The sequence below is a fragment of the Bacteroidota bacterium genome, assembly GCA_016718825.1.
Taxonomy (GTDB): Bacteria; Bacteroidota; Bacteroidia; order J057; family JADKCL01; genus JADKCL01.
This window is the reverse complement of record JADKCL010000009.1, coordinates 78,357-103,912: the sequence shown is the minus strand read 5'-3', so window position 1 is coordinate 103,912 and position 25,556 is coordinate 78,357. Positions and strand designations below refer to the sequence as shown.

Here is a 25,556-nt window from a genome sequence, read left to right as displayed (position 1 = left end):
CGCTTAAACAGTCTTGCCTTCTTTGCGGTATTCAGCGCGAATGCCTTCGACGACATCCTCTTCGTAAATCATGGGAACTTCACGCGCCACGGCTGCAAGTGCGCAAAACCGCAACACGTTGATGATCATACCACCCGAAATCTTGTATTCCTTGGCGAGCATCTTGAAGTCGATGGATTCCTCGACGGGTGCCTTTTCAAAGGCTTGCCGCCACAAGCGAAGGCGCTGCGGTGCACTTGGCACAGGAAAATGCACCAACGATTGAAAACGCCGCATAAACGCCGGGTCAATGTTGGAGCGCAAGTTCGTGCTCAAAAGCACCGTTCCAGGGAAATCCTCGATGCGTTGCAGCAAATAGGCCACTTCCTGGTTGGCGTAGCGGTCTTTGGAATCGCTTGTTGCCGTACGTTTTCCAAACAAGGCATCCGCCTCGTCAAAAAACAGGATCCAGTTTTTGTTTTCGGCGTAGTCAAAGATGTTGCCGAGGTTTTTTTCGGTTTCACCGATGTACTTGCTCACGACTTTGGAAATGTCGACGCGGTACACGTCGAGTCCGGCAGTTTTTCCGAGCAAGCTCGCTGTCAAGGTCTTACCCGTTCCTGGAGGACCGTAAAAAAGGCTACGGTAGCCGCGCTTGAGCACTTTGCCGAGGCCCCAGTCATCGAGGATCAATTTTTGGTAATGGATCCAGTTCAGGATTTCCTGGATGCGGTCATAACTTTCCTTTTCGAGCACAAGGTCTTCCCAATCCAGGCGCGTATTGATACGTTGAGCGGGAAATTCGCTGCCGAATACAGGTTTGAAGGGTGCGCCGGTGGTCAGGTAGCTCAAGAATTCCTTGCCCATTTGAAGGGGCGCACTCATGTCAGGCTCCTTGTTGCGGTCGTTGTCCAGAATGAGAATTTTCTGTTTGAGCAGGTAATAGTCCTCGTCAAACAACTCCATGATCTGAAAGCGTCGCGTCAAGTCATTGGCGGCGAGCAAGAAAACTGCCGTTTCGCAGGTAGGCAGGAATCCCCGGTGAACGTTGCCCTTGAGTCCCCCGAATTCGGTAAAAATCTGTCCGTTGACTTCGTTGCGCACAAAAAGGCAATCCAGAAGTTGCGGGGCGATATGCGGCGCGAGGGACAGCAAGACGACCAAACGGTCGTTGAGCGACATATTAAATTTCCTGACAAACTTGGAATAGACCGAGGGGTATTCATCCAAGTCGGGCGGCACGATGTCCCAGATGGACTGATAGGGCGAAGGTTGCCCAAAATACAGGTTGATGCGCGTGTCAAGCGACAATTTCAACCATTCCATTTCTGCACGCAGTGTGCGCGCATTGGCCTCCAGGGCCGTTAATGAATTAGACTCTGCAACTGCCTTCGCCATTTTTTGTCGTGTTTCGCATTCCGCAATTTCACCCGCCTCGGCCACCATCGGCCATTCGACAAGTTCAGCATCCTAATTTAGATGAATATTCCAAACCCACCAAGTGTCGGCGAGGCCAAGGAAGACTTGGGGAGATCGATGTACATCCATTCATTTTCATCCTCCCTCTCACACTCCCTCTCACTCCCACCCTGTATCATGGCCAGTCGACATCGATCAGGTACGTCAACCAAGGCAATCGAATGGGATTTGTAGCCCATGGAATCTTGTTTTTCAGAATGTCCAAACCGGTCTGCTCCACACGGATGATCCATCCGTCACCATTGCTCCGCAATCGTCCCTCGCGCATCAAGAAGGTTTTGCGCAAATAATCGGGACCCGCAGTTTTCATGACAGTCCACTTTTCGCAAAGCGTTTGCATGACATATTCACAGGTATCGATTTCGTCTTGGTTCAACGGCTCCTCCAATGGCTCCAAGGGTTGCTCCAGGGGCAAACCTACCAAGAGTTTGTTGAACACCATTTTTTCCTCGGGCGCGTCTAGTTCCTTGTCGGTGAGATACTGTATATAATGTGCTGCCCGACTTGCGGCCGCTCTGGAAACAAACGCCATCTTGTCGGCGGTCAACAGGTGAAAAGCCTGGAAAAGCTGGGCGAAGATGATGTGAATGATTCCCGCACCGGCATTGGTAACGTAGATATCCCCGTCGGGAGCTTTGATCAAGACAGGTGCCGAAGCAGTGGACACTTGTTTGCGCGATCCTTGGCTTTGTGTTTGTTCGATCCTTTCTACCACGTCAAGCAATTCGGCCAAAGTCTCCTTAAGCGGTGAGCTACTGGATTCCAGGCGTTTATTGGCATACAGCAGCACTTCGCGCACATTTCTTCCGGGCAAAGTGGTCACATATTCCACGAAATCGCGCACATAATGGAGCGGGACAAATGTGCTGCCAGAAGATTGAATGGCATAGCGCATGGCGTGGTCAAACACATGCACACGCGACACCGGCGCGCTCGACGAAGCAAACAATTGCACCAATTCCTTGACAAAAGGCTGCATTTTGCTGGCAATCAGACTTTGCAACAGGCCAATGACACGCAAAGCGACCTCATCGCCCATGGCTATGACGCGTAACCGGGCACCACTTTTGGCCATGCTTCCCCGCAACAATTGCGTCAACGGTTTTGTGCCGAAACTTAGCGTACCCAAAACAAGGCTTCGGAAGGTTGCAGGCGTAAAATATTCCGTCGCAGCGGCACTCATCGTTCCGTGTTCGAGGTATTGCTTGATCACCTCCAAGACTACCGTTGCCTCTGCTTCTTCCTCCTCCGGGGTCAAATTGGTTTTGCGGCGAACCGGTTCCTGCTTTGCGACCGGTGCTTCCAATGGTAATCCCGAGACCTGCTCTTTGTCTTTTGAAAGCTCCCTTTCTTTGGCGGCTTCCAATTCCTGCCGCTGAATTTCCTCAGTTGTCAGCGGTGGTTGCACCTCCACCTTCCCGGTTTCGGTTTCCTCCAAGATTGGAATTTCGATTTTGGAATCTGCGGCAACACCTTCGACAACTTCCTCGACCAAAGGTTGTTGTTCATCCTCGGCAGGCCGCTTTTGGGCTTGCTTCAGGCGGTCGAGGAGGAAACGCTCCTCGGGGGACAATGTATCCGCAACCGCAGTTTTTTCTTCCGTTTTGGGTTCAGGAGCGATACCGCGGTTGAGGGCAGCCTGCTCCAAAATTTCCAACAGGGCCCAAGGTTCGGCAATCGGTTCATGCGGCGTAGGCGGTGCAACCTGCAATCCCTCAAAGGATTTGGGAACCATCGCCTTGAAAGCATTGAAGCGCTTTTCCCCTTTGGCCACGGCTTCTTCGCCGATGGTGGTCATTTGTGCGATCATGACGCGGGAGGAAATGTCCAGGGCATCGGCCAAATCCTTCATCACAAACCGCAACATTTGCCCGGGACTGAATCCGCTGGTCATGTATTGGAAGACATATTTCAGCGGAGGATGCCAGACAAATTGAAAGCGGTTGGCGAGATGACCCGGAAGCGCATAAGTCTCCTGTGCACTCTCCCAAAAAGTCCCCAAAGCCATGGAAATCGTCGTGACAAAGCCTCCGATTTCCGGCGCCAAGACCATCAACAAATTGTTGAGCGTGGTCTCATTGACGCTGGAAATCAAGCGTGTGATCACTTGCTCATAGCCCGAAGCCGGCATCGAGCGAACCAACCGAGCAAAAGCAGTCTTGACGGCTTGCGGCGAATTGGTGATCGCCGTCTTCAGGTACAGTTCCAACTGCACGGCACTCACCGGTTCTGCCCACCAAGGCCTGGTCCCATGGACCAAGACATGCAAAAACAGCTCTACTCGGCCCTCGGGGGTATTCAAGGACGGAATCAGCTCTGCCTCCTCTACACCCGGCAAGTCCTCAAATTCAAAACCAGCGGCTCTTTCTGACAATTGCTGACGGTAGCGTTTGAAAAACGCTTCGTCGTCCTCCGTCGATCCAAACTCCTCACCTGCTTCGGCCGATGCATCGCCCGCATCGACTTTGCCCTTTTTGCTGGATTTGCCTGATTTTCCTTTTTGGATGGACGAATCCACATCTTCTGCATCCTGTCCAGGCTCCGAATCGTCTTGCGAAGTCGATTTTGTTCTTGCCTTGAGCGCTGCGACTTGCTCCTCAAATTCCTTTTGTGCTGCTGCATCTGTAGCCTCTTTTGCAGCTTTTTCGCGTTTCCGGCTTTCGGGCGTTGTGACACCCGGCAAATCCAATTTGTTCCAATCCTTGAGCAGTTGTTTCGGTGCATCGGGCAATTTCGCCAAATGGGCCTTGATTGCTTCGGCAATCTGCGTTGCAGAAGGCGTAACGCTTGGGTTCAAGGCAAGTTGCTGAATCAGAACGGCATAAACCTCCGCGGCAAGCTGTTTTTCGGCTGAGGAACCTTTCCGCTGAAGGGCAAATGCTGAGGCAATCGATGCGGCCACATGAATCAGTTGCATCGGCGATGCCGGCACGACCTTCTGTACAAAGTCGCGCATGGCGGCTGGCGAAAGCGCTTTGACCAAATTGGCAATTGCAGCAGTGCTGACCCTCTTTTTCGCAAGGAACTTCCTGAGCGCCTGCGCATCATACTGCAACAAAAATTCCCAAGCTTCGGCAAGTGCCAATGGACTGTCAACCGGCATACTGCCCTTCATAAAGCGCTCGACGACCTCAAGCGCGGCTTGGCGCCTTTCACGTTGTTCGTTTTGGGAGGAAAATGCCTCTTGCTGCGCTTCCACGTCGCCGAGTTTCTCCGAGGCATCTACGCCAAATACAGTGCGAATCTCCTGGGAAACAGCGGCTTGAAACTTTTTCCTGTCAAAAATTGCCGGTGGCTCAATCAATAGAAACCTGAAAATCGCCTGCCTCACCTCCATGGTCACGACGGAATTGGGCGCCTTGACCACTTTGGATGTATCGGCAATCAACTTTTTTTCAATTGCAGCGACACTGAGCGCATTTTCAGACACAATGGCCGCATAAATTTTGCCGATCAACTTTTCCGAAAATGACATCGAAAGGCGCTTGATTGCCCCTGCCTTCCGAGCAATCATTTTCAGCATCCGCAAAATGTTTGCAGGATTGGCCTCCAACAATTCGAGCATCAAGGATTCAAGCTTTCCGGCCATTTGTTCGGCACCTGCAGGTAGCCGCCCATTGACGAGGAAAAAAGTGACAATTTCCATGCGGGCGGGCACCACTGGAATGCGCTCTCCTTTGTCGGCTGAAATGGCCGCGCGACCATGGCGTAATTCGCCGACGCGCATGGCCAATTCCCTGCGGAATGCGGTTTCAAAACGCATCAAGACTTCTTTTTCGAGCGAACCCTCGTAGATTTCACCGAGATCAATCACCAATTGTGGAATGCGGATCACGTGTCCGGGATCATCCAAATCGGTCATGATCTCATCGAGCATACCCTTGATACTCGAATTGAAAATACGGCTCAGATCGGTATGCAAGCGATGGGCATCCTCCTTGCTTTCGATCTCAAAGTCAAATTTGAATCTCTGGATAAAATGCGGCTGATCAGGCGCTTTCATCTCCAAACCTCATGCTGAGCCCGTGTTTGTCGCGCAAACCGGGAAGTTCTTTCATGACGAGGGAATCATTGGGATCCGCAAAAAACTTGAGCAGAATCACCATACACCATGAAAGCTCATCGAGCCAAGGTTGTTTGGGCTGCATCTTGGCCTTTTCGGTCCGCCATTCAAGGTAGATTTTTTCAAAATCGGCCATTTCGGCGAGATCGACCCAATAACATTCGACATGGGTATGTGCGGCCACATTGAGTTTGACAACTTGTTCAAACAAGGCGCGGAACTTCTCATTGCGGAAGCGCACGGGCCATGCGGGCAATACGACGCTGAGCTGCAAGGAGTAAAAGTCGTCGGCAAGCAATGCACCCTTTGGAATGTGTTGCTCCTTGCGAATGATCAATCCTGAATCAGGATCATCGATTTGCGAAATCAACAAAACGATCCGATCGCGCTCACGCTCAGCGGAAGTTTCGTCGATATAACCTTCTTTGTAAGCCACCACCGAACCGTCTTCGCCGGTCAATACCAAGGTAAAACCTTCGTCGGGTGTGCCTGTGGTCACATAGTTTTCAGGATCAGTGGCTCTGTCCTTCAGCAACTGTTTAAATTCATCCTCGAATGCAACGCGTTCCATGACCGGCGTTTCCAAGAAAATGCGGCCCTCACGCACGAGGTACCATGTATGCATCACCTGCCCGACCGGGCGCAGCAATACGTGCTCGACGAGGTGAAAACCCTCTGAAATCGCATTCAATTCACGTACACGGCGCATCAGCGCAGTGATGGCAGCTTCGCATTTTTCGGGTGAAGCAGCTGTAAACACCGGCTCCTTGGCAGATTTTCCACCGATGGCCGAGAAGAAAATCTGGAATTCGCCCTTCTTTTTCGCGTTTTCTTCAATCACAAAAGCATCACGGGTAAGCCCATCTTTCATGACGGTGGAAAGCACATCCTTGTTTTTGGCCGAAAAAACAAAGGCCGCTCCGGATTTTGGTTCCGCCTTGACCTTGGGCTTCTTTCCAAAACCCACACCTTCGGCATCCCTGATGGCATCGGCCAAGGAGACATGCTGATGGTCTTTCATGTTAAACAGCAGCGCCAAGCGCTTTTGCAAGGCCGTATTGTGGGTCACAAAATCGGTGACCTCATTTCCCCCTGCGTAAGAAAGGTAATCCAAACCACGTCCACGGTCACGTCCGAGTTCTACGACGTTACCCAGAAAACGTAATTTGGCTTTGATCAATTCGTTCTCAAACTTCTGTTGATTTTCCTCGATGGCATTGCGGGTGATCGCATTGTAGGCATCCGAGAGAAATTCCTCTCCAAAACGGGCCAAAAGATGGTCTAACGCACGATTTCGGCGATCGGCCATCGGATCAAAGGAACCTCCAATGCGATCCAAGGCCGCTTTCAGTTCTTCAACCGTTTGTCCCGGCTTCAGGATCCAATCTTGGTTGGGCACGGTCGGAACTTGGTGGAAATACGTTGCCGGCACCTCTTCTTTCAGGGAAAACAGCTGGTAGAAATTGGTCAACTGTGCCAAATAGTCTGCCATGACCTGCTCAAAAAAGAAGAGATAGGCCTTCAGATGCCGGGCGTGTTTGCGCCATTCAAGCGGGCGGCTTTTGGCTACACCGTAGTCTCCGATCCCGTAGATTTCAGGGAAGCTGTTTTGAATACTGGTATAATGGGCAAGTTCCTCCACGGAACGCTTGGACGAGCCTTTGCGTTCAGGGAACTCCAATTCGTGCTGATATTGCGTAAGCTGCTCAGAAACAAGCCTCTCATACGCTTTGCGCACGCTTTCCGGATCATATTCGTAGGGAAGGCCTTCGATGCTGCAGGAAACGGTGCGATTGGCAATCATGCCTTCGACGTTCAACTGCGGATAATAGCCATCCGGAACTTGATCTTGCTCCCGGACGACATACAATCCCGCTGGAATGTCCTTTTTCGCATTTTTGATGGTTTTGATTTTATGCCCACGTGGCAGCTTCTTGTCGCTGCTTGTAAGGTAATAACCGTCAAATTCCTCATCACCCTTCATTTTTTCGACCAAGCGAAATCCTTCTGGCAATTCGGTGGAAACAAAAACACCTACTTCCAATTGCGAAACGCGCTCTACACCTTTGATTTCCCGCACCAAATTCACGAGCCTTGCCGGATGCAAAATTGTCCATTCGGGTGTGGTTCCAGAACTTTTGAGGCTATCGACATCGACAAAACCATGCTTTGGCGACGGGCCATTGAAGATTTCTTCGAGGCTCATGCCACTTTCCAACATTTCATCCATCGTACGGAACCGTACAAGTGGCGCGAAAAGATTGGCCAATTCATAGTAAATATGCCCGATGACTTGCTCGGCATGCGCCTTGGGATCCAAGGAAATGTCTGCCTTCACCACAAGCTGCAACGGCTGTAACACGCGCACCTTGTCAAAATCCTCGCAAAGATTGCGATGCTTGTTGAGCAGTCGGAATGCATTTTCCCTTGCCTTTTGGCGGCCTTCCGGGGCATTGTCGTTGAGAATGAGGCTCACTTCAAACAAACCGGACATGTTCACGCCAAAGGAACCACTTTCCATGGGTGTCAACCATGCATTCTTCACCTCAGGGTAAAGGTGATCGATGAGCAATCGGCGGTAGTCCATCTGCGTAAGCGGACTACAAGGGTACACTTTGTCAGCCTGGTAGAAAGCGTTGTCTTTGGGGTCAAATGCAACTTCGCGTTTTGCGTAGAGCAGGTCGTCCATGGACATCCCGCTTTTATAGGCCATTTCGGTAATGGCGTAACAAAGCTGCTCCAGAATGGTGATGCCTGGATCATGCTGATTGTAATCCGTCCAAATATCACCTGCAAGTTCCTGAACACGGTCAACACCCGCCGCTTTGAGAAGGGCGTAGTTTTGACTGTCGGGAACCTTGGGTTCCTTGGGAATGCTGGCGGGTTCCTTAGCCATATCTCCTATGCTTTACGCTGTGAGTAAACTTTTGAAGATCAATCGTTTTGCCGCAGTTGATTGGCATTTTTGATCTTGATACGCTTGGGCATCGTCTGCTTGACGTTGCGACGTTCGCGGTAACCTTCGTTTTCAAACGCTTTGTCCCAAATTTTGGTGACGCGGTAGAAAATCATTTTAGGCTTCCCATCGACGGTAAAACCGTAATGGTCGCGCGCACGCATCTGCACGACTTCCTTGCCGTATTCGCGCTTGATCCTGAACTTGATGCGATTGAGGAATCGTCCCCAAAGATAACGGCTACTTGCCCTTGTGATCTTGATCCTTTCTCCGCGGCGACCTTTGGAGATCAAGATGACCGCATGGGTGAGCGAATAACGCTCAGTTTTGCCGTCATAGATATGTGCAAAAATCTCGTAGGCCTGACAATCGTTCAGCCCATCGTTTTCTGCCAAAATCGTATGCCATTGCTTATCAGCCGGTACGCTGTCGGCTTTGAAGGTGCCTACCCGCGCACGCATCGCCACAGTCCCCTCGACATCAAGGGTAAACTGCGGTTTAATCGTCCCAATGCCGACTCGTACCTCATGGATCAATTCATCGTCCACAAACTCCTCTTCCACCGTCAAAAACAAAGTGCGACCTTGGGTAAGTTCGCTGGAAATGTCAAGACCTTTGGTGTTTTCAGGATTCAGTCGGATGAACCATTCGGCAGAAGTGCCCGCGCGGTCGCCAAAGAGGCTCAGCAACCTGCCGGAATCGCTGCCCGGGGCGAGACGAAGTCCGTCACGTTCATCAATATCAATACCATCATCCTTTTTGTTGATGGTCGAATCGATGAGTGCTCTATAGGACTCATAGCCAATGTTGGCTGCTTCGAATTTTTTCTTGAGCTGGGCTCTCCCTTCCATATTATCTTTTAGTCAGGTAGGTCAACAAATATACGCATCTGATCTTCCTGTTCATAGCGAATATTGGGATTATCCTGCGGCAAAACCACTTTTGGAAGAATCTTGATCAGGTGCGGAGAAATTTGGAATCTGCCTTGAAAGTCAACGGGTTCCAGTGAAAAGTCGGGAGAAACCTCAAGTTCGCGCTCGGTAAACTCGATCTCATGGTCGCTGTCTGGAATCAGAACCGACCAAGGCTTCCGTGCGCGGATGTAGCTTCTTTCCGTTTCGCTGAGTCTTGGATCCGCGGTACTCAACAGCTGATAGATTCCCGTCGTTTCGTCTTCCACAAAGAAGTGCAAGACAGCAAACTTGGTGACGTAGTCCACGTAACTCAGCGACTTGATATACCTGTAAAGGTCTTCGACTTTCAGACTTCCACCAATTTCAACGTCCCCGTCTGGTGTTGACAGCCAAGGACATATAAAACTGCGAATGTCTTTTCGCAATTTCTCCAGCGAATCCCCGTTGTTTTTGTTGTTGGCAAATTTTACGCGGCAATTGACCCTGACATATTCATAGGAGGGGTTACTGACCCGCAGACTGATGAATGGACTGGCATTGTCCATCAAATAATTCTGGATATTGAGCAAGGTACCGTGGTTGACTTTTGGTGTCAACTCATCGGTTGCTTGATTGCTTGCCGGAATCACCACGACACGCAGTCCCCCCGCCTCAATGTAGTCGGGATCAGAAATATGGCTTAGACACTTGACTTGATTGATCGTATGGAAACGATCCAATATGATTCGCTCAAAGTCCCAATGGGAAATCGCGCGATTTTTGTGGCGAAGGCGCTCACTTACTCTTTGGAAAAATTCGTCGCGCACCTCAGCTGCACGCGCGTGAAAGGAAGGATAAGGTTGTACCACTCCTCTGATTTCTGGACGTTTGTGCACCAATGAGCGGATGGAGCCCGCTTTGAGAGGCTCTCTGAGCCGCTCGCTGCGTCCGTTGTCAACCCATTCGGCCCGCACAGCCTGCGACCTGATTTCCAGCGCTCTGGACAAGTTTTCCGTATCGCCCTTGATTGCTACCCTCAACCAGAAATTTTCGCCGGGAAGGATGCCATTTTGGTCGGTCATCGCCGAAGGTAAACGCATCCGAATCACCCCTGTGCGGGTGAAACGTTCTGTTGTGTCTGACAGAATGTCAATGGTACGCAACGGCTCCCAATCGTTGTTGGAGAGATAACACCATTCCATTTCGGGCAATTGCGCAGTGAAGGTCGTTTTGCCCGCTGCCAATTGAAACAACAAAGAAAGCTCTTGCGGTGGCCGGAGGCCTTTGAGACCGATATACAAGTATCCATCTTCCCGATATTCCGGGATGAGCGCCGCATGTTTCATCACCATTTGCCCCATCGAAAAGACCGGTGCTGAACCAAATGGGTGAATATGGTAAATAGAGTTACGACTTGTTGGCTCAAATTGCTCTGGCAAAATTTTGTCGACAGCGCGATAGCTCAAATAGACATTTTTGACCAACGGGCTGAACGGCGCATTGGGGTATTGCAGCTTCTCTACTTGCTCCGGGTTGGCATTGTGAATCCCGATATGGGACAAACGCTCTTGATACAAGGCATGGCCAAATGCTTCACGTGGCTCCTTGAGTTCGAGTTTGAGGAATCCAATCGGAGTTTTATTGTCAAAGAAATCCACTTCCCGCATATCGGGGTTTGGCCTGATTTGCAGGCGGCTTGGATCCTCGACACTAATGACTGTCAATGTCTTGCCTACCTCAGCAGGGAAAAGCTTGAATGGAAGCGGATCATCCTTTTCGCCCGGCTTGAACTCATAGCCTGAAAGGGCGGTCAAGTTGACCTTGTACTTGTCTTCCGTGAGAAGTACCTCGCCATCAAAATACTCGTTGAAATAATGCTGAAAACCCCGTTGTGGCAGATTTTGCCAGTCAATGTAAATTTTGAGGTTGGTCAATTTCTTGCGGAAAATCTCCGCAGAGCCGAGCAACATATAAGATCCCTTGCTGGGTACCGGTCCAAATGCCTGAAACGGTTGCGTGGAATCCAAACGGCCCAAATCATTAAACGCGAGGACTGATTTGACCTTGTCGACTTCCACTTCTATGTCGATTTGATCAAACCTCAAGGTTTCAAGGAAAGTGTAGGCAAATGGTGTCTTCCTTGGATTGAGACCGAATTTCACAACTGGAAATTTCGTCGTGAATCCTTCAGGATTCATCCTCGTCGGATCGATCGGGACGATCGGCGGGCAAGAAGCGGGGATGGTAAAAGCGACTGTGATCCGGTTCCAGCTCCAAGGACGGCTTTCGATAAAAAGCTCATTGGAAGCCTCATCCGCGACATCGATCCAGCCATTGGCACCACTTGCAAGGATGTTGAATGCACAGTTTTTACCTCGGCCAAACACCTCCAACAAGGCAAACTTCAAGCTTTCTTCGTCTGTACCCTGACTCAAATCCTCGATGAGCTTGCGGTAGGTACCTTCGGTATCCTGCGACTCTGAAAACGTCAGATGAACTTTGACCTTGCGCGTGCCTTCCGCCAACATGAACATGGGCGAGGAAATGGCAAATCCGATGTCGGCAGGCTGCATGGTGCTTCGCCCTGCCTTGTATTGCTCCTCTCCAAACAACGCCCAATCGCGGATATTTCCGTCAAATGGCATACCGCGACCATCCAAAGAATTGGCCACGGGCGCGCCATACATCCCGGTCACAAGTTTGTAGGTCCATGTTTGGCCTTCCAAAACACGGGAAACGAAAATCGATTTGAGGGAAGCAATCTGTGTCTGATTGATTTCGGCCTCTTCAGTGGTGCGGTAGTGAATCTCACTCCCATCGTCGAGTCGGCCGGCAAACAACAACGAACCTGTTGGCAGACGGCAAACCTGGGCATTGTTGACCAATTCGAAGCAAACGTGCACTGCGTCACTGATTGCAGGGCGGTATTTTTGATCCAAAATCCGCACATAATAATACTCCAAATGCCTCAACGTGATCGCGTTGAGGTCATTCTGGGCATACTTGTACAGGTCCAAGAAGGCCATAAACAAGGCAGTATCAGGATGGTGCGTGCTTTTTTCCTTCAACGACCGCTGATAGTACTTCTCAAAATGCACCTTCGAATAGGAAAGGCAATTGATGATCACCTGATAAATCGACCGCAGCTCCACCAAAGCAAAATCGATTTGGTGCACCAAACTTGGCCCTTTGAAGATTTCGAGTTGTACCTCTTCGAGTTCAGCTTCACCTTGGAGTGGCAAATAATCGACAAAAGGCACTTCGCGAAAAGTAGGCAAAAGGCCTTTTGCCCCGGCTTGGGTTACGGTTTCGTTGAGGTGCAAAAGCGCTTCGTGAAGGTTCTGTTCGATAACCTTCCAAAGTTCCTTTTCGACTTCGTATTCAAGGGAGTCTTCCATCCCTTGCATTTTCACGACATACTTGAGCCAAGCCGGCAATTTGCGGGCAATCTCAACCATGAAGGAAAACAACTCTTCAAAGGCATCTTGCTTGGGAAGCGGCTCGTGTACCGAACTGACTTTCTGTACAAGGTGTTCGTAAGTGGCATCAAGACGATCGACATCCTGCCCTACAATCGCGGCGAGTACAACTGAAATGTCTTTTGTGAAAAAGCCTTCCCACGTGCGGCTGATGCCTTTCGCTTCTGCTTCGGGATCAAAGAATCCCACTTCGTTGGCGTAAGCAGCTGTGAATGCCATGAAATCAGCGGGGGTCCGCTCATCCACGCCAAAATATTCTGGCAGCAACTTTTCAGACAGCCGCGAGTGTTGCGAAGTGCCTTTGCGCTTGGGGGTTATTTTTTGTCTAGAGACGCCCATAAATCCGAAAACAAAAATGTTAAAGCAAGGATGATTGACTGACTTAAACAGCTACAATGTCGGTACCTTCTATCTTGTAGTAAGGGTACACGATATTTGTCCTAACATTAACCTTTGTTACCGTATAATCCAAATGGATGAAGATAGTTCCTGCACGTTCGTCGGTGTCCACGTGGATTTCCTCGATGTTAATACGCGGTTCGTACCTGGCAACGGCGGCCTCGATGGCTTCTTTGATCAAGAATATTGTTGCTTGATTCAGAGGCCTCCACACAAGTTCATGGACCTTGCATCCAAACTCGGGATTCGTCGGACGTTCGCCGGGCCTTGTGGAAAATAAAATCCAAAGACTTTCGCGGACATCTTCATCCAACTCGACCATCTCTAATTGACCGAGCTTCCCGTCAAATCTTGGCGGGAAGCTCCATCCACGTCCTAAAAAGGAAGTATTTTCAGACATTATGTATCTCCTATGTAAATCAGGTGATTAGTTGATCATCACCATACCACCTTTGATGGTAGTCATACCAGATCCATTCACTTCGGCTGTGGCCCCTTTCATCGTGATCGCAACTTGTGCCTGACTCGTCACGTTCATGCCTTTGATCGTCAAATCCTGCGTTGCTTGGATTGAGATCGTCTTTGTGGCCTTGATATCGATCAAGCCATCGGCAGTCAACTTAAAGTCTTTGGGGGTATGCCAGGTAATGCCTTTGGGATCCATCACCATTTTATTGGCGGTCTCATCCAAGATGGTAATCGACTTGTCTTCATCGCTGATGACAATCTGATTCCCGGCTGGCGTCCAAATCGTGATGATCTTTTTGACATCCTCAAACTCGATTTTCATTTTCGAGTTGGTGGTGATCGCCTTGTAGGTGTTGGGGCCATCGGGCGTATAGGCGGGCATATGCTTCTTGCTATGCACCGAACCGATGATGATCGGGTAGCGAGGGTCATCGTTGATGAAGGCAAGCAATACCTCATCTCCGATTTCCGGATAAAAGAAGTTTCCAGCCTCTTTCGTGGCATAGTATGTGGCCTGACGTGCCCATACGGCATCTCCAGATGGGGAAATCACTGGGATATCCACCAAAATCCTGCTTTCCCCTTGCGGATCTTCATGGATTTTCTGAACCACCCCGATCTGTACGCCATTCACACCTGGAAGCATACCAGATGCCGAAGGGGATTGAATATCCCTTTGGGACTCAGCAAACATTTGGGGCGGAAGGCCGATTGTCACTTCCGTCTCCCAGTGCATATCCTTGATCCGGTGATGCACTCCAGAGATATAAGCAGAGCCAGTAAATCTGGTACCAAGACCAGACAAATTGACCGTTGTGTCAGGTTTAGGGGCAGCAGTACCGTAGAATTTAATTTTGCCGCGCAGCATTGAATACCGCGAACGCATCATCTTGGAGTCTGCCCATGCTTTTAAGTCGCTGGCATCAATGGGGCCGGCTGAATGCATGTGATAGTCACTTGCACTCAAGATAGATGCTAACTCTTTACCTTTTAGGTTACCAATTGCTGGAACTGTCGGTTCAGAAGATTCACTCTTGGTGATTTCATTCGTCGATAGATTCCAACTTTCAACGGTCACTTTTTCAACCTGAAATCGGGCATCAATATCCAATTCCAGACTTCCGATATCCTTTCCAAAGGTGAGTGAAAGAGAATCCTTACTAGATTCTGGTTTCTTTACAGCGACCTTACCGTCATCTACGACAACAAGCAGGCCGTTTTGATCCGCACGTAACAAGACAAAATCCCAATCAGTGCTATCAATTTGAATCACACGCTCATGCAGGAATGGCGTGGCCTCGCATGAACCCGTAATGCCTCCGTGATCACCAAAAACCTTGGAGATGGCGTCACTGTCCTTCGCATCAACGAAATACCTGTTCTTCTTTTGTACCGTCATTGAGGCTGCTGCGTCAACGGCTTTGATACAAAGTTCAGGATTTCCGTCTTCTGGAATACGAATTCCATGTCCAACGATGAGACCTTCAAAAATGGTCTCTTCCTTTTGGTGGTAGCCAGCTGAAATCTTGAGTTTCTTGCCAGGCTTAAAAAGATCTTCTGCAGAGTGCTTGAAATCTCTCTCTGCACGGTTTCCATCCAACAAGACCACACTTGCGGTTGGAATCTTATTGATTTCCTTTTTGACCTCCACGCCAATAGCAACCAGATAACCAGGTATCTCTTGGCCATCAACCATTATACTAAAGGATACGAGATCAGTTTCTTGACTGAGAGGAGAAGTGGCCATGACTTTCGATGATTAGCGTTGAAGCGGTGGTAATTCAATGACTGAGCCAACTTCCAATTCACGGAAGTTTGTAAGTCCATTATGCTCTGCTACTTGAAGATAATAGTCCATTTTGCCATAGACCTCCTTACAAAGCAAAGGGAGTGTATCACCCTCTCTGATTGTAAATGCATGTGACATATCAGGAGATGACATCTGAGCATCAACATCCGCAGTTTCGGCACGCAAACTTTTGAGTGACAAATGGATTTTAGCACGCAACGCCTTCCCGTCAAGATCAAATAGATGATACTCCGTATTAAAGGCGGTCATCATGCAGCGGAAAGAAAAGGAACCGTACTCAACGAAAAGGTACTTTGGCTTATGTATGCTTCCATCGACCTCATATATTTCAGCTGTCAGAGCCGTAATCACATCATCAACAGAATCTGGGCTCCCCGCAATCGCGCCTGTACCATCCAGATAAAAATCCAAATCCATGGTTTCATCACCATAGGTTTTGTATTGATTCACCTGGGTTCCCGTATTGCCAGCATTACTTGCTTCTATGACAATGGCACGGTTTCTTTTAATAGATTCGGGATTCAACTGTAGCACAAAACCACCTGCACCTGGAGCTGCATCAATTGAAGTCAGACCATGTATTTTAAACTTTACCATAAGATTCTCTCAGTTAGATGAACTTAATCAACGAAATGACCTCTCTTCTTGTATCAAATCTTTGACCTTCCCTAAGATTTTAGAAACCAATTTATCTTGAAACTTTACAAGATCATTTTTGGTCACAAAATCAGAGTTGCTACCGCTGGAGGATTTATTCACAGTAGCTTTCACAACAAGTTCTCTGATCTCAATTGCCATAGTGCAACTATGTCAATGTCCAGAACGCGTAGGCGAATTCTATGTTTTCGATCGTTAAAGCACTCTCGGTAGAATTCAATGGTCCCACGGACCATTTGACAGGATATGCATCGATAAAACACCAAGACTTAAGGGGGCTTCCGGTCTCGGGATCAAGTAGATTAACTGTAATATTCTTTGGCTTAATACGCATATTCAAGCCGCTTTGAATCGAGTCGCGTACCCAATCCACCATGGCAGAATCATCAGTAACCAAACCCCGCTTCAAAACAAGATTGTTGTAGGAAGTACGCTTCGGCACTCTATGGCTGTAGGCATTCAAACCAGCTTCGGCGATTGGCTCTGTTTCCATTGAAACCTCCAACCCTGATGCTTCCTGAAATGCGGCTTGAATTGCTGCAAAGCCGCCAATCTCAACGGAATAATAAAATGCTGGGGGCGCTGACCGAGGATATATCGAATGATCCTTTTCAGTGAGATGAAAAGTATGATGCTTCACATTTGTAACGGCTCTTTTGAGCTGCTCTTCTAAAGTCGCCATAATCTTAGTGATAGTTAAAGTCCTTTAAAAACAAAAGGTTTCCCCCGGTGGCATAAGCCACCGGGTAAAACCTAACTTTTAGGACATTCCTTAGACTTTGAAAGCCTAGGGCACGTCAACTTTCAGGATTACAAAGAAACGGCCAAGCCTTCGATTGCGATGGTCAAAGACTCAATCGCAGCCTCGCTTGCATCCGACTTGAGGGTTGGACCTTCAAGTTTGATGACTACGCAGCTTGTAGCGTTCCATGACATCACAACGCTGCCAACTTCGTCGAGCAAGTTGATCGAAACGTCGAAACGCTCGTCAACATGTGACATGTAAGCTTTGTCAAATGTCTTGTTGAAGAGGTCGATCAGGTTGCTGTCGCCTTCGAACACGCCTTTTTTGAAGGTGATGTCAGGCATCTTGGTCAAACCGATACGAACTTCTTTGCTGAATACTGGGGAGTTCGAGTGACGATACTCGATCTTCTCATTTTCCAGCGTCAAACCGCTGCACTCCTGGAAGCTGATGGTGGCACCATCAATAATTACTTCATAGTGAAACGAAGCAGAGACTTTCAAATCTGTAATATGAACTGCCATAGCTTTAAGAATTAAAGTGATTAATAGTGAATAAACCGTTCAAATAATAATATTTCAAATTTAGCAGCTTTCTGAAACTTTCCAAACAATTTTCAAAAAAACTACTAAAAAAAGTTATCAAGATTCCTGCATTTTCTGCTCGAACGTGATTTCGATAAATTCTGCAGGGCGTGTGATCGCCACTTTGATGCTGACACGCATGATTCCCTCCAAAATGTCATTTGGCGTCATTGTCGAACCCAAGCCGACATTAACTTCAAATGCCTGTGAAGGTGTCGAGCCGGCCAATGAGCCATTTTTCCACACTTCGGTAAGGAAGTTGTCAATCGACGTCTTCAGTTTCAACCAGGTGCGGGCTGTATTTGGCTCAAACACGTAGGCTTCCACAGAGTTTTTGATCGACTGCTCAATCATGATCAAGGTACGGCGGACAGAGATGTAGCGCCAGTCTTGGCTGTTGGCATCCATCGAACGAGCGCCCCAAACCAAGACACCTTTGCCCACGAAGGAACGGATCGCGTTGATCGCTTTGCCGCTCAAAGGTGAGTTCAAGTCTTCTTGATCGTCACTGTTCACAGGGAATGCTGGACGAACCACGCTGTTCAAGCTCACGTTGGCAGGGGCTTTGTGCACACCTTCTTGTGAATCGACCAAGGCGTAGACACCGCACATCGCTGGGCTAGGTGGCAACAGGTTCAACTCCTCGCGGATGTTTTTCATTACCACCTTATACAAAGGAGACAATGCACCGACAGTTGAAGCGATTACTTTTGGATCGGCGTCGTCGTTGAGCACTTGGTTCACGGCAGCCTCGATCTGAGCCAATTTGCCTGCGTCAGCTGGATCACCGCTACCTGCAAATGCAGCAGCAGCTTGCTTCTTCAGTTCGGCTTGTGCCTTGGCAGGATCTTTTTCTTTGGAACCGGCAATTTTGTCGCTCATTCCAGCGAGTTTCTTGTTGGCACCTTCGATGTCCTTTTCTTCCTTGATACCGTCGATGACTTTGTTAGCGGCAGCCAAGTTCTTGGCACCTTCATCGCCACCACCGGAAATTCCCATCGAGCTCTTGATATCCGAATACAACATGGCAGCAAAATCCTTGCGGTTGCTGATGTTGCGGAAGTCAACTTCGCTGGCAGGTACTACGGTCGTGTGGATCCATGGATAGTACACAGCACCGAATGCCAATTGGTTTTGACCAATGTTCTCGCGGAAGTCCTGAACAGCTTTGTCTTTGTTTTTGACATCATAGCCACCCCATACGTCGACGAGGGCGACACGGCTACGCATTTTTGCGCCAGCATGCTGCAACATGTCTTTGTAGAGGGAATAGCAATCGTCTTTTCCAAACAACACCGCATCAGGTGCGCAAACGATGGTTGGCTCCTGCTCCTTTGTGAGGATACCGAGGGCTTCGCCAAATTTCTCTGGGTCAAGCTCGTCATTGTAGGTACCTACAGAAAGGATGTAGCACTCACCACCGCCGTTGGAATAAAACAAGCGAAGGCCTGCGAACAAAAGGAAACGGGTTTTGGTGTCAAACTCCAAGTTTGGACCGCCTGCTTCGCCTTTGCTGATCTTGAAAGTTGTGGTCGGACCTTGACCAAACATTTCACGGTACTCAGCCAAGGACTTGACTTTTGTTGGTTTGAACAACAGGGAGTTGCCATCCCGATCAGCTTTTTGGGTGTGACCAATGAAAACAGGGACCGCGGTTGGAACAGCCACCACGGAGCTGCCGAAGGCATCCTGCTCCTTGATATATACACCGGGTGTCTTAAAATAGCTCATAATCAGTTGTCTTTGAATTGATTGAACTTCTGTATTTTGTAGAAAGTGTATTTACTAACCTTTTGGAAATCTACAAATAAACGTAGACCTCTGAAAAAACCTTTTCCCCATCACCATTTGGTTGGCGTTCCGGTTTTACCCTGTCGGCCGCCGGGGTCGGGAGACGAATCTCCTTCATGCTGCGTTTTCCATTCATCCGTGCCAAGAACAGCATTTGAACAGGTCTGTCTTGCAATTGAACAGGCATTTCTGACTGACAATAATGCATTGGCGTTCCCATTTGCTCAAGCCTGCTTTCCACGGGCTCGGTGAATTCAATCACACTGTTTTCGTCACGCACGAGTTTGGGGGTGATTTTGCTGCCTTCGTAATTCATAAAGATGTAGCGCCAATAGGTGGATCTAGCCTCAAAATGAAAATTAAAGAGCTGCGGATTAATCACCTCCTCGGGTGAATCGGCTGCACGATTTAAAAGAGCGTCGGTCGGAGCATCCAAATGGATGTCGAGCATTCCAAAGGACTGTGCTTCCGGATTCTCGGTCACATAAACCGTCGAAGTACCGTGGTTACCCAATCCAACTGAATATTTGCCGGAAGGAGCATGCCTCAAATCGATGGAATGATCGCTCATCGGCATCGCTGACAGTTCCTTTTCCTGCTGGTTGAAGATTTCAATGAAACGTTTTTCCTTCTCAGACGGTGACAATCCCTCTTTGGAAAGGTTCCGTGCGTGGTGATCTACATACCTTTTCAACAAGTCCTTTTGGGCATCCCGGAATTTCTTCTTGAAAGGAACCCCTGCGGTCAAGGCCTCATCACCAAATTCATCCTTGAGCACAATACTGTCGTAGCTGACTCCATTTTCCTGACGACCACCATTGTCCAACGCGAGGTTAAACTTTGATGCTCGCTTGGTCAATAGTACGTGCTCAGGTAAATGTAACAACTTTTTCTTGACATCTCCAACTTTAAGTCCCTTAAAATAATAGTATACATCGGGCGGATATTCCATCTTCAAATCCTCCTGCCCGCCGTACAGATTGCTGTAGTGAAATGTCACTCCTTCAGGCCAAAACGGTATCTGTGTGAAGTTCATGAACCTTTGATTCTTGTTCTTCACCACGAAACTCAACCTGGACTTGGGTGGCATTTTGCGCAACCGATCCTCGCTGTCTCCTGGAGTATAAAGCACCACGAATCCAAAAGCTGCGGACTTGAACACGAGCTTGTAATTTCGGAGCAGCATGGCTGTCTCCAAAGTGGGCACGAACTCCAAGTCCCTGCAGATTTTGTCACTATAATAGTTGTGCATGCACAAGACTCCAAAGAACTCTTTGTGCCTACTTTCAACTTGTAAATTGATCATGAATGCGATCTCCTGATTAGCGCTGGCTTAGAAGCGGGTTTTACCACCACCGAGACCGGAAAAATGTCCAACATGTGGCATCTCATCGGTAACAAGGCCTTCCTCCATATTGAGGGAGCGGAAACGATAGATGATCGACGGAACATATTTGGCTCCTGAAAGTGACCAAAGATTCACCAATTCGCGGAACTCAACGTTTTCAATTTCGCAAACGATACGGCCTGCATCAGCTGGGAAATCGGGAGTGGTATGCGCATCAAACATGCATCGTGCCTGGAAAAACGAAATGACACCCGAAATCATCTTGAGCGACTCCAAATAGTCTTGGCTGCTGATGTTGCTCTGGTTGTAAACCCCTGCAAAAATGACGTAGAGGTTCACAAACACCGGCGGGTGGTCATTTCCACCAAGTCCCGACATCGATCCCTTGGATCCGTCACGGGCAATGTTGATCAAAGAAACGACCAATTTGTTTCCGTCAACGGCCAAGCTGCCGTCTTGGTTCACAACGTTTCCCAATGTGACTTGGTCATCACTGATGCCAAATCGGGATTCTAGATACTCGGTCAATTCTCTGACGATGGCTGGCAATACCTGATGAATCATTGCTTTATAGATTGAGATAGTTTCAGAATAGTGAACTGCAATTGCGAATTTAAAACGAACGACTGCGACAAACTTGGCTACTTGGCAGCACCCTCACCACCTTCAGGCTTATATTCCCAACGCTTGATGGAGCGGGAGAGGATGATGATGACATAGAACCCAGGAATGGCTAACAGTATCCCGATTACGTAAATATATAACTTAAAACTTCCCGACACAAGAAGATCGTAACCAAAGGCGGTGACAATTCCTAACAAAATTGCCCGTGGCAGGAGTTTTACCCAAGGCCAAGCCTTTTCTTTGAACCATGTCCAGAATTTTTTCAATTTCTCCTCAATTAATTAGACCGTCGGGAACCTATTTGGCTACCTTAAAGAAAAACTTAAACGCTTTTCTACCGAGTGGGAAGATCAGCAAAATCACCAAAGAAACCAACTTCCAAAAAATTGGAATCACAGAAACTGGCAATGCACACATTATCACAGCGAATATGATAAAAAATAGCAATGCCCCATAGTACCACAGCTTTGTTCTTTTTTCACGCAGCGCATAACGCACTTCCCAATTGACAATCACGGAGCCGACGACTCCCACACCAAAGAAACAAAGCAAAAATCCAATTCCCGGGAAAAACAGTCTTGGAGCGGGTTCGCCAAAATTGTCGGCGACAATTTGCCAGAGCCCTTCGGCAATCTGAGGATTGTCGATCCCGTGACCATATCCCAGCCCATAAATCCCGATTCCTGCCAATTTCCGCCTCACAGCCCAATCATAGGCAAGATTCAAGGAAAGGGTATCCTGGAAAAAATACGAAAGGGTATCGACTTTGTATTTGAAGGACAATGACATGGTGTCCAGCAATCTCGGTGCCGCAACGGTATTGAACATTTCATTCAAAGGCATGAGCGGTCGATGGCCCATCATGCCAGAATCAGTGCGCAAAACCGCATAGTAAGGTACCTCGATCGTCATGCGGTTCAGCGGGATTTTTCCTTTGAGGTTGTAATAGCTGATGATGCTGTCCAAATCCATCAACTCTCCGGGACGATCCAATGGGATCATCGAGCCGTTGGCATCTTCAAAGACATTGGCATCAAAGCCATGGGCGCGTACGACAAAAAGATCGACGCTTTGGCGCACCTTGGCTGAAAAAAGCGAATCCTTGTACAGTACATATTGGTCTTCGCCAGGAGGCAAAACGAGATAGAGCAAGCAGCTTTTCCCGATTTCCTTGTTGTTCAGATCCTTTTTAATCCGCGCCAGAAATTCTGCGAAATCATAACGATGGTTCCAAGAAACGTTGGGAAAATCCACCAGGATGCCCACCTTTTCCCGTTCATCTCCCCCACCCCGTTTTTCATTCAATTCGTCAAGAATCAAATCCAGCGAGTTGAAAAGATTCTTTTTGGGTATCTCGGGCAGGAAGGAGGCCCTGTATCCGGCATCACTGTAGTCTGTCAAAGCCAACAAGACGTTAAGCTGACTGTTGATTCCCGATCCGACCTCCACGATATCCTTGTTGCGAAATGCATTGATCGAGGAGTCGTTTCTCGGAAAGCCGGTATTGGGGTTGAGGTCATACTCGCCCACGACCAAGTCGCTTAACAGTTGGAACGGATAATTGAGATAGGAGGAGTCGTACACGAGCCATGACGGCTCGTAGCCAATCACATGTTTGTTTTCCTTGATTTGGCTGTTGCCATAGGAAAACGTTTTGATTTGCTGGAATTCATAGCGCAACCAATTCCGCACTTTGAAGCGTCCGCGGCTTGTGGCCTGCTTGGTTACCGGATCCCCGCAACCTTGCAAGAAGCTCGCAAGCAGCACCAATCCAAACAGGATTCGGATGATCGTAAATTGCTTTGCTGAACTTACCTTTCTCATTGCACTTCGCTCGGGGAAACTTCAAAAAGACTTCCGGTTGGCTTCGGAATGACCTTTTCAATGGAGTCTTTGGCCCTTGGGATTGTCAAAAACTGCTGAAATTTGAACATAAAGGGTACTGTGGACACGCTGCTGCTATTGCAAACACAAAGCGAAAGCGTGCTTCCAGGTACGTAATGGAGTTTGCCCTCCTTCAAGGGTACAAAATCCTCTGAAGACCAAGTGTGGAGGCTGTCACTTCCGTCCCAATCCAATTCGCTGAACTCTGATGTGAGAAACCGCTCCTTGTCTCCTTGTTGAATAATCGCATAAAAAACCTTTTCCCCGGCCATTGCAGGCGGAAAAACCCCGCGACTGTTGCCACGTGATTTCATTGACTTGGCATAACCTTCAATCAATCCTCCTTTCAAGGCCTGCTTGCGAAGGCTGTCTTGCAACAGGTACCGGTTAATGTTGGCATTCCCCGCGCCGAGCCAAAACGCCCAAAAAGTATCGCAACCCATGCATGCCTCAGAAGGAAGGCCCTCATCCGAAAGTGTCAGATCGTAACAGGCACGGAAATTTCGATCGCTTCGAAGGTTGTACCTCCCGGGAATGCTGCTACGCACTGTACCTTCCGGACCGGTATAATGGAAAATGGGGCCTTCGTAGAAACCATCTTCGGCAATCATAATCGTATCGACCGGCCTCACCGAGTCCTTTTTAATGATCGAATCCTCAATGGTAAGATAACCTGCAGTGTGAAGCGGTATCCTTGCAATGTCCAAATGGTAGGCATTGACCCCTTTCACATCCTTTATATGTGCAAATTCAAATCCAAACAAATCTTGGCCGCCATCGATCGTCGGAACAGGCAACTCGGCTCCTGTTGCGAGCGGCTTCTTATCATATTCCTCACCGATTTTGTAAAACGAACAAATCAGATTGGCCGGAACAGCTCCATTTGCGCCGATGATGTCTACTTTGAGTTTGTCGTCTGACTTCAGCTTGAAGAAAAAAGTTGTCTGAATGGCAGTATTGTCCTTCGTGAGCTTGTCGACGTAAAGGTTGTTGATATCCAAAAGCCCCATTGCAACACCACCTTCGTCCAGATAGGGGGAGCGTGTCTTGCGCAAAACCTTCAGCGACTTGATGCTCAGCACCTTTTCGCCAACGCCGTCCCTTTCAAAAACAATACCGACCTTGCCATTGCTACTGTTGATGCGTAACCAACGGTTAAAGGATGTCACTTTCAGTTCCTCGGTTTTGTCGATGCTTTGGAGCTTCATTTTCATGCCGCCCTTCTCGTCGGTACTTGCAATCCTGACGATACACTCCTCACACTCGAGTTTGATCGAATCCTCAGGTGCAAACTGAAAAATAATGGAGGTTTGACCGACATCCTTGTGAAAGTTCAGATTCACCACCTCCAACACTCTTTCGACGGAAATACGGTTGTCCTTGCCCATTTTGGGTTTCTGATCGTCGTCATCCATCATGAATGCCAACAGCAGACCTGAGACAAATACCGCAAAGAAGATGTATACCGCTCTTTTCATTTGCCTTTGGTGCTTGATGTGCTGGGATTGGAAGCGGAGATTTTTGCTACGCTGAGGTGATAATGCTGCCCCTGTTTCACATCCTTATTATGTGTGATTTCGATACCGTAAAGATCATGGTTGCTGTTGCCACCGGAGGTTGTCATCGCCGATCCGACCTTGATGGGCTTTTTGGCGTACTCTTCCCCCATTCGAAACAAATAGCATCCCACACCATCGATCGCAGAACGGTCAATTCCTACCAAGTCCAGCTTGACTTGGTCATCGGACCGAAGTTTGAAAAAAAATGTCGAAGCTTTCTCCTCCAACGCCATGTCATGCCCTGCGAGGTAGAAATTGTTGACTTCAAGCAACCCGGTCGATTTCCCCGGAACATCAACGGAAGCCACACGCGATTTGCGTGTAAGCGTGATCGCTCCGATTGTCAGCAAACGTTCGCCACTGCCGTTTCTTTCAAACAACAGGCCCAATTTGCCATTTTCACTCACAACGGGTAACCATTTGCCGAGCATTTCAGCCGTGAGCAACCGCTTTTCCAAGGATGAGGCCAAGGTGAGACTTACAGCACCTTTCCCATCCACATTCCGCATTCGTGTCTGGCAATCAGCGCATTCTATCCTTAGGGAATCCCCTTCAGAAAACTGAAAAACAAATGCTGCAGGGCGTGATTCCTTCCCGAATTTGAGGTTGGTTGCCTGCAAAATCCGCTCGATATAGACACGGTTGTCCGTGAGCGTTCCAAAGCATGGATTCTCCGTCCCCATCCAAAAAATGAACAGCCCCAGCGAAAGGGTCAAGATTTTCGATTCTATCCTTGGTCTCATCTATGCCTTGCGTTCCGGCTAGACTTGCATTTTTTCGGCCGAACTAGCATTTCATCCTTGTCATGGGTCAAAACACGCCGTTCAATCCTCCATTT

18 protein-coding genes are annotated in these 25,556 nt (G+C 48.6%); all 18 read right to left on the bottom strand.

Annotated elements, in window-relative coordinates; all coding sequences use genetic code 11:
* Window positions 1-3: 3 nt before the first annotated feature.
* The 18 genes from IPN95_12470 to IPN95_12385 all read right to left on the bottom strand — a co-directional run bounded on the left by IPN95_12470 (window position 4) and on the right by IPN95_12385 (window position 25,434).
* Window positions 4-1,377 carry an ATP-binding protein gene (locus IPN95_12470; protein ID MBK9450198.1) on the bottom strand — a complete coding sequence of 458 codons (1,374 nt, stop codon included), beginning with the start codon at window positions 1,375-1,377 and terminating at the stop codon, window positions 4-6.
* 196 nt (window positions 1,378-1,573) lie between these two features.
* The gene (locus IPN95_12465; protein MBK9450197.1) at window positions 1,574-5,461 is read right to left on the bottom strand and encodes a hypothetical protein; all 3,888 of its coding nucleotides are present in this window, start codon (window positions 5,459-5,461) and stop codon (window positions 1,574-1,576) included.
* Window positions 5,448-8,417: a hypothetical protein gene (locus IPN95_12460; GenBank protein ID MBK9450196.1), complete on the bottom strand. Its 2,970-nt coding sequence runs from the start codon at window positions 8,415-8,417 to the stop codon at window positions 5,448-5,450. Before IPN95_12460 ends, IPN95_12465 begins: the two co-directional genes overlap by 14 nt.
* A gap of 38 nt (window positions 8,418-8,455) precedes the next feature.
* Entirely contained in the window at window positions 8,456-9,328 is an 873-nt protein-coding gene (locus IPN95_12455; protein ID MBK9450195.1) for a hypothetical protein, read from the bottom strand.
* A gap of 8 nt (window positions 9,329-9,336) precedes the next feature.
* A complete protein-coding gene (locus IPN95_12450; GenBank protein MBK9450194.1) occupies window positions 9,337-13,188 on the bottom strand; it encodes a hypothetical protein in 3,852 nt (1,283 codons plus the stop codon).
* Between the two features lie 43 nt (window positions 13,189-13,231).
* Window positions 13,232-13,648 (bottom strand): GPW/gp25 family protein, encoded by a 417-nt coding sequence (locus IPN95_12445; protein ID MBK9450193.1) that lies wholly within the window; start codon window positions 13,646-13,648, stop codon window positions 13,232-13,234.
* Between the two features lie 27 nt (window positions 13,649-13,675).
* A complete protein-coding gene (gene vgrG, locus IPN95_12440; GenBank protein ID MBK9450192.1) occupies window positions 13,676-15,463 on the bottom strand; it encodes a type VI secretion system tip protein VgrG in 1,788 nt (595 codons plus the stop codon).
* Window positions 15,464-15,475: 12 nt separating this feature from the next.
* Entirely contained in the window at window positions 15,476-16,123 is a 648-nt protein-coding gene (locus IPN95_12435) for a hypothetical protein (protein MBK9450191.1), read from the bottom strand.
* Window positions 16,124-16,150: 27 nt separating this feature from the next.
* The gene (locus IPN95_12430) at window positions 16,151-16,324 is read right to left on the bottom strand and encodes a hypothetical protein (protein ID MBK9450190.1); all 174 of its coding nucleotides are present in this window, start codon (window positions 16,322-16,324) and stop codon (window positions 16,151-16,153) included.
* Between the two features lie 7 nt (window positions 16,325-16,331).
* Entirely contained in the window at window positions 16,332-16,865 is a 534-nt protein-coding gene (locus IPN95_12425; GenBank protein MBK9450189.1) for a phage tail protein, read from the bottom strand.
* Between the two features lie 128 nt (window positions 16,866-16,993).
* Window positions 16,994-17,452 (bottom strand): phage tail protein, encoded by a 459-nt coding sequence (locus IPN95_12420; GenBank protein ID MBK9450188.1) that lies wholly within the window; start codon window positions 17,450-17,452, stop codon window positions 16,994-16,996.
* Window positions 17,453-17,569: 117 nt separating this feature from the next.
* Window positions 17,570-19,063 carry a phage tail sheath family protein gene (locus IPN95_12415; GenBank protein MBK9450187.1) on the bottom strand — a complete coding sequence of 498 codons (1,494 nt, stop codon included), beginning with the start codon at window positions 19,061-19,063 and terminating at the stop codon, window positions 17,570-17,572.
* 250 nt (window positions 19,064-19,313) lie between these two features.
* Window positions 19,314-20,555, bottom strand: a complete 1,242-nt coding sequence (locus IPN95_12410; protein ID MBK9450186.1) for a hypothetical protein — start codon at window positions 20,553-20,555, stop codon at window positions 19,314-19,316.
* An 81-nt stretch (window positions 20,556-20,636) separates the two neighbouring features.
* Entirely contained in the window at window positions 20,637-21,215 is a 579-nt protein-coding gene (locus IPN95_12405; GenBank protein ID MBK9450185.1) for a DUF4255 domain-containing protein, read from the bottom strand.
* A 77-nt stretch (window positions 21,216-21,292) separates the two neighbouring features.
* Window positions 21,293-21,541 (bottom strand): hypothetical protein, encoded by a 249-nt coding sequence (locus IPN95_12400; GenBank protein ID MBK9450184.1) that lies wholly within the window; start codon window positions 21,539-21,541, stop codon window positions 21,293-21,295.
* A gap of 31 nt (window positions 21,542-21,572) precedes the next feature.
* Window positions 21,573-23,099 carry a hypothetical protein gene (locus IPN95_12395; GenBank protein ID MBK9450183.1) on the bottom strand — a complete coding sequence of 509 codons (1,527 nt, stop codon included), beginning with the start codon at window positions 23,097-23,099 and terminating at the stop codon, window positions 21,573-21,575.
* On the bottom strand, window positions 23,096-24,637 hold the full coding sequence (locus IPN95_12390; GenBank protein ID MBK9450182.1) for a hypothetical protein: 1,542 nt from the start codon (window positions 24,635-24,637) through the stop codon (window positions 23,096-23,098). Before IPN95_12390 ends, IPN95_12395 begins: the two co-directional genes overlap by 4 nt.
* Window positions 24,634-25,434, bottom strand: coding sequence for a hypothetical protein (locus IPN95_12385; GenBank protein ID MBK9450181.1), 801 nt, complete (start codon window positions 25,432-25,434; stop codon window positions 24,634-24,636). The genes IPN95_12390 and IPN95_12385 overlap by 4 nt, the downstream gene beginning before the upstream one ends.
* Window positions 25,435-25,556 lie beyond the last annotated feature (122 nt).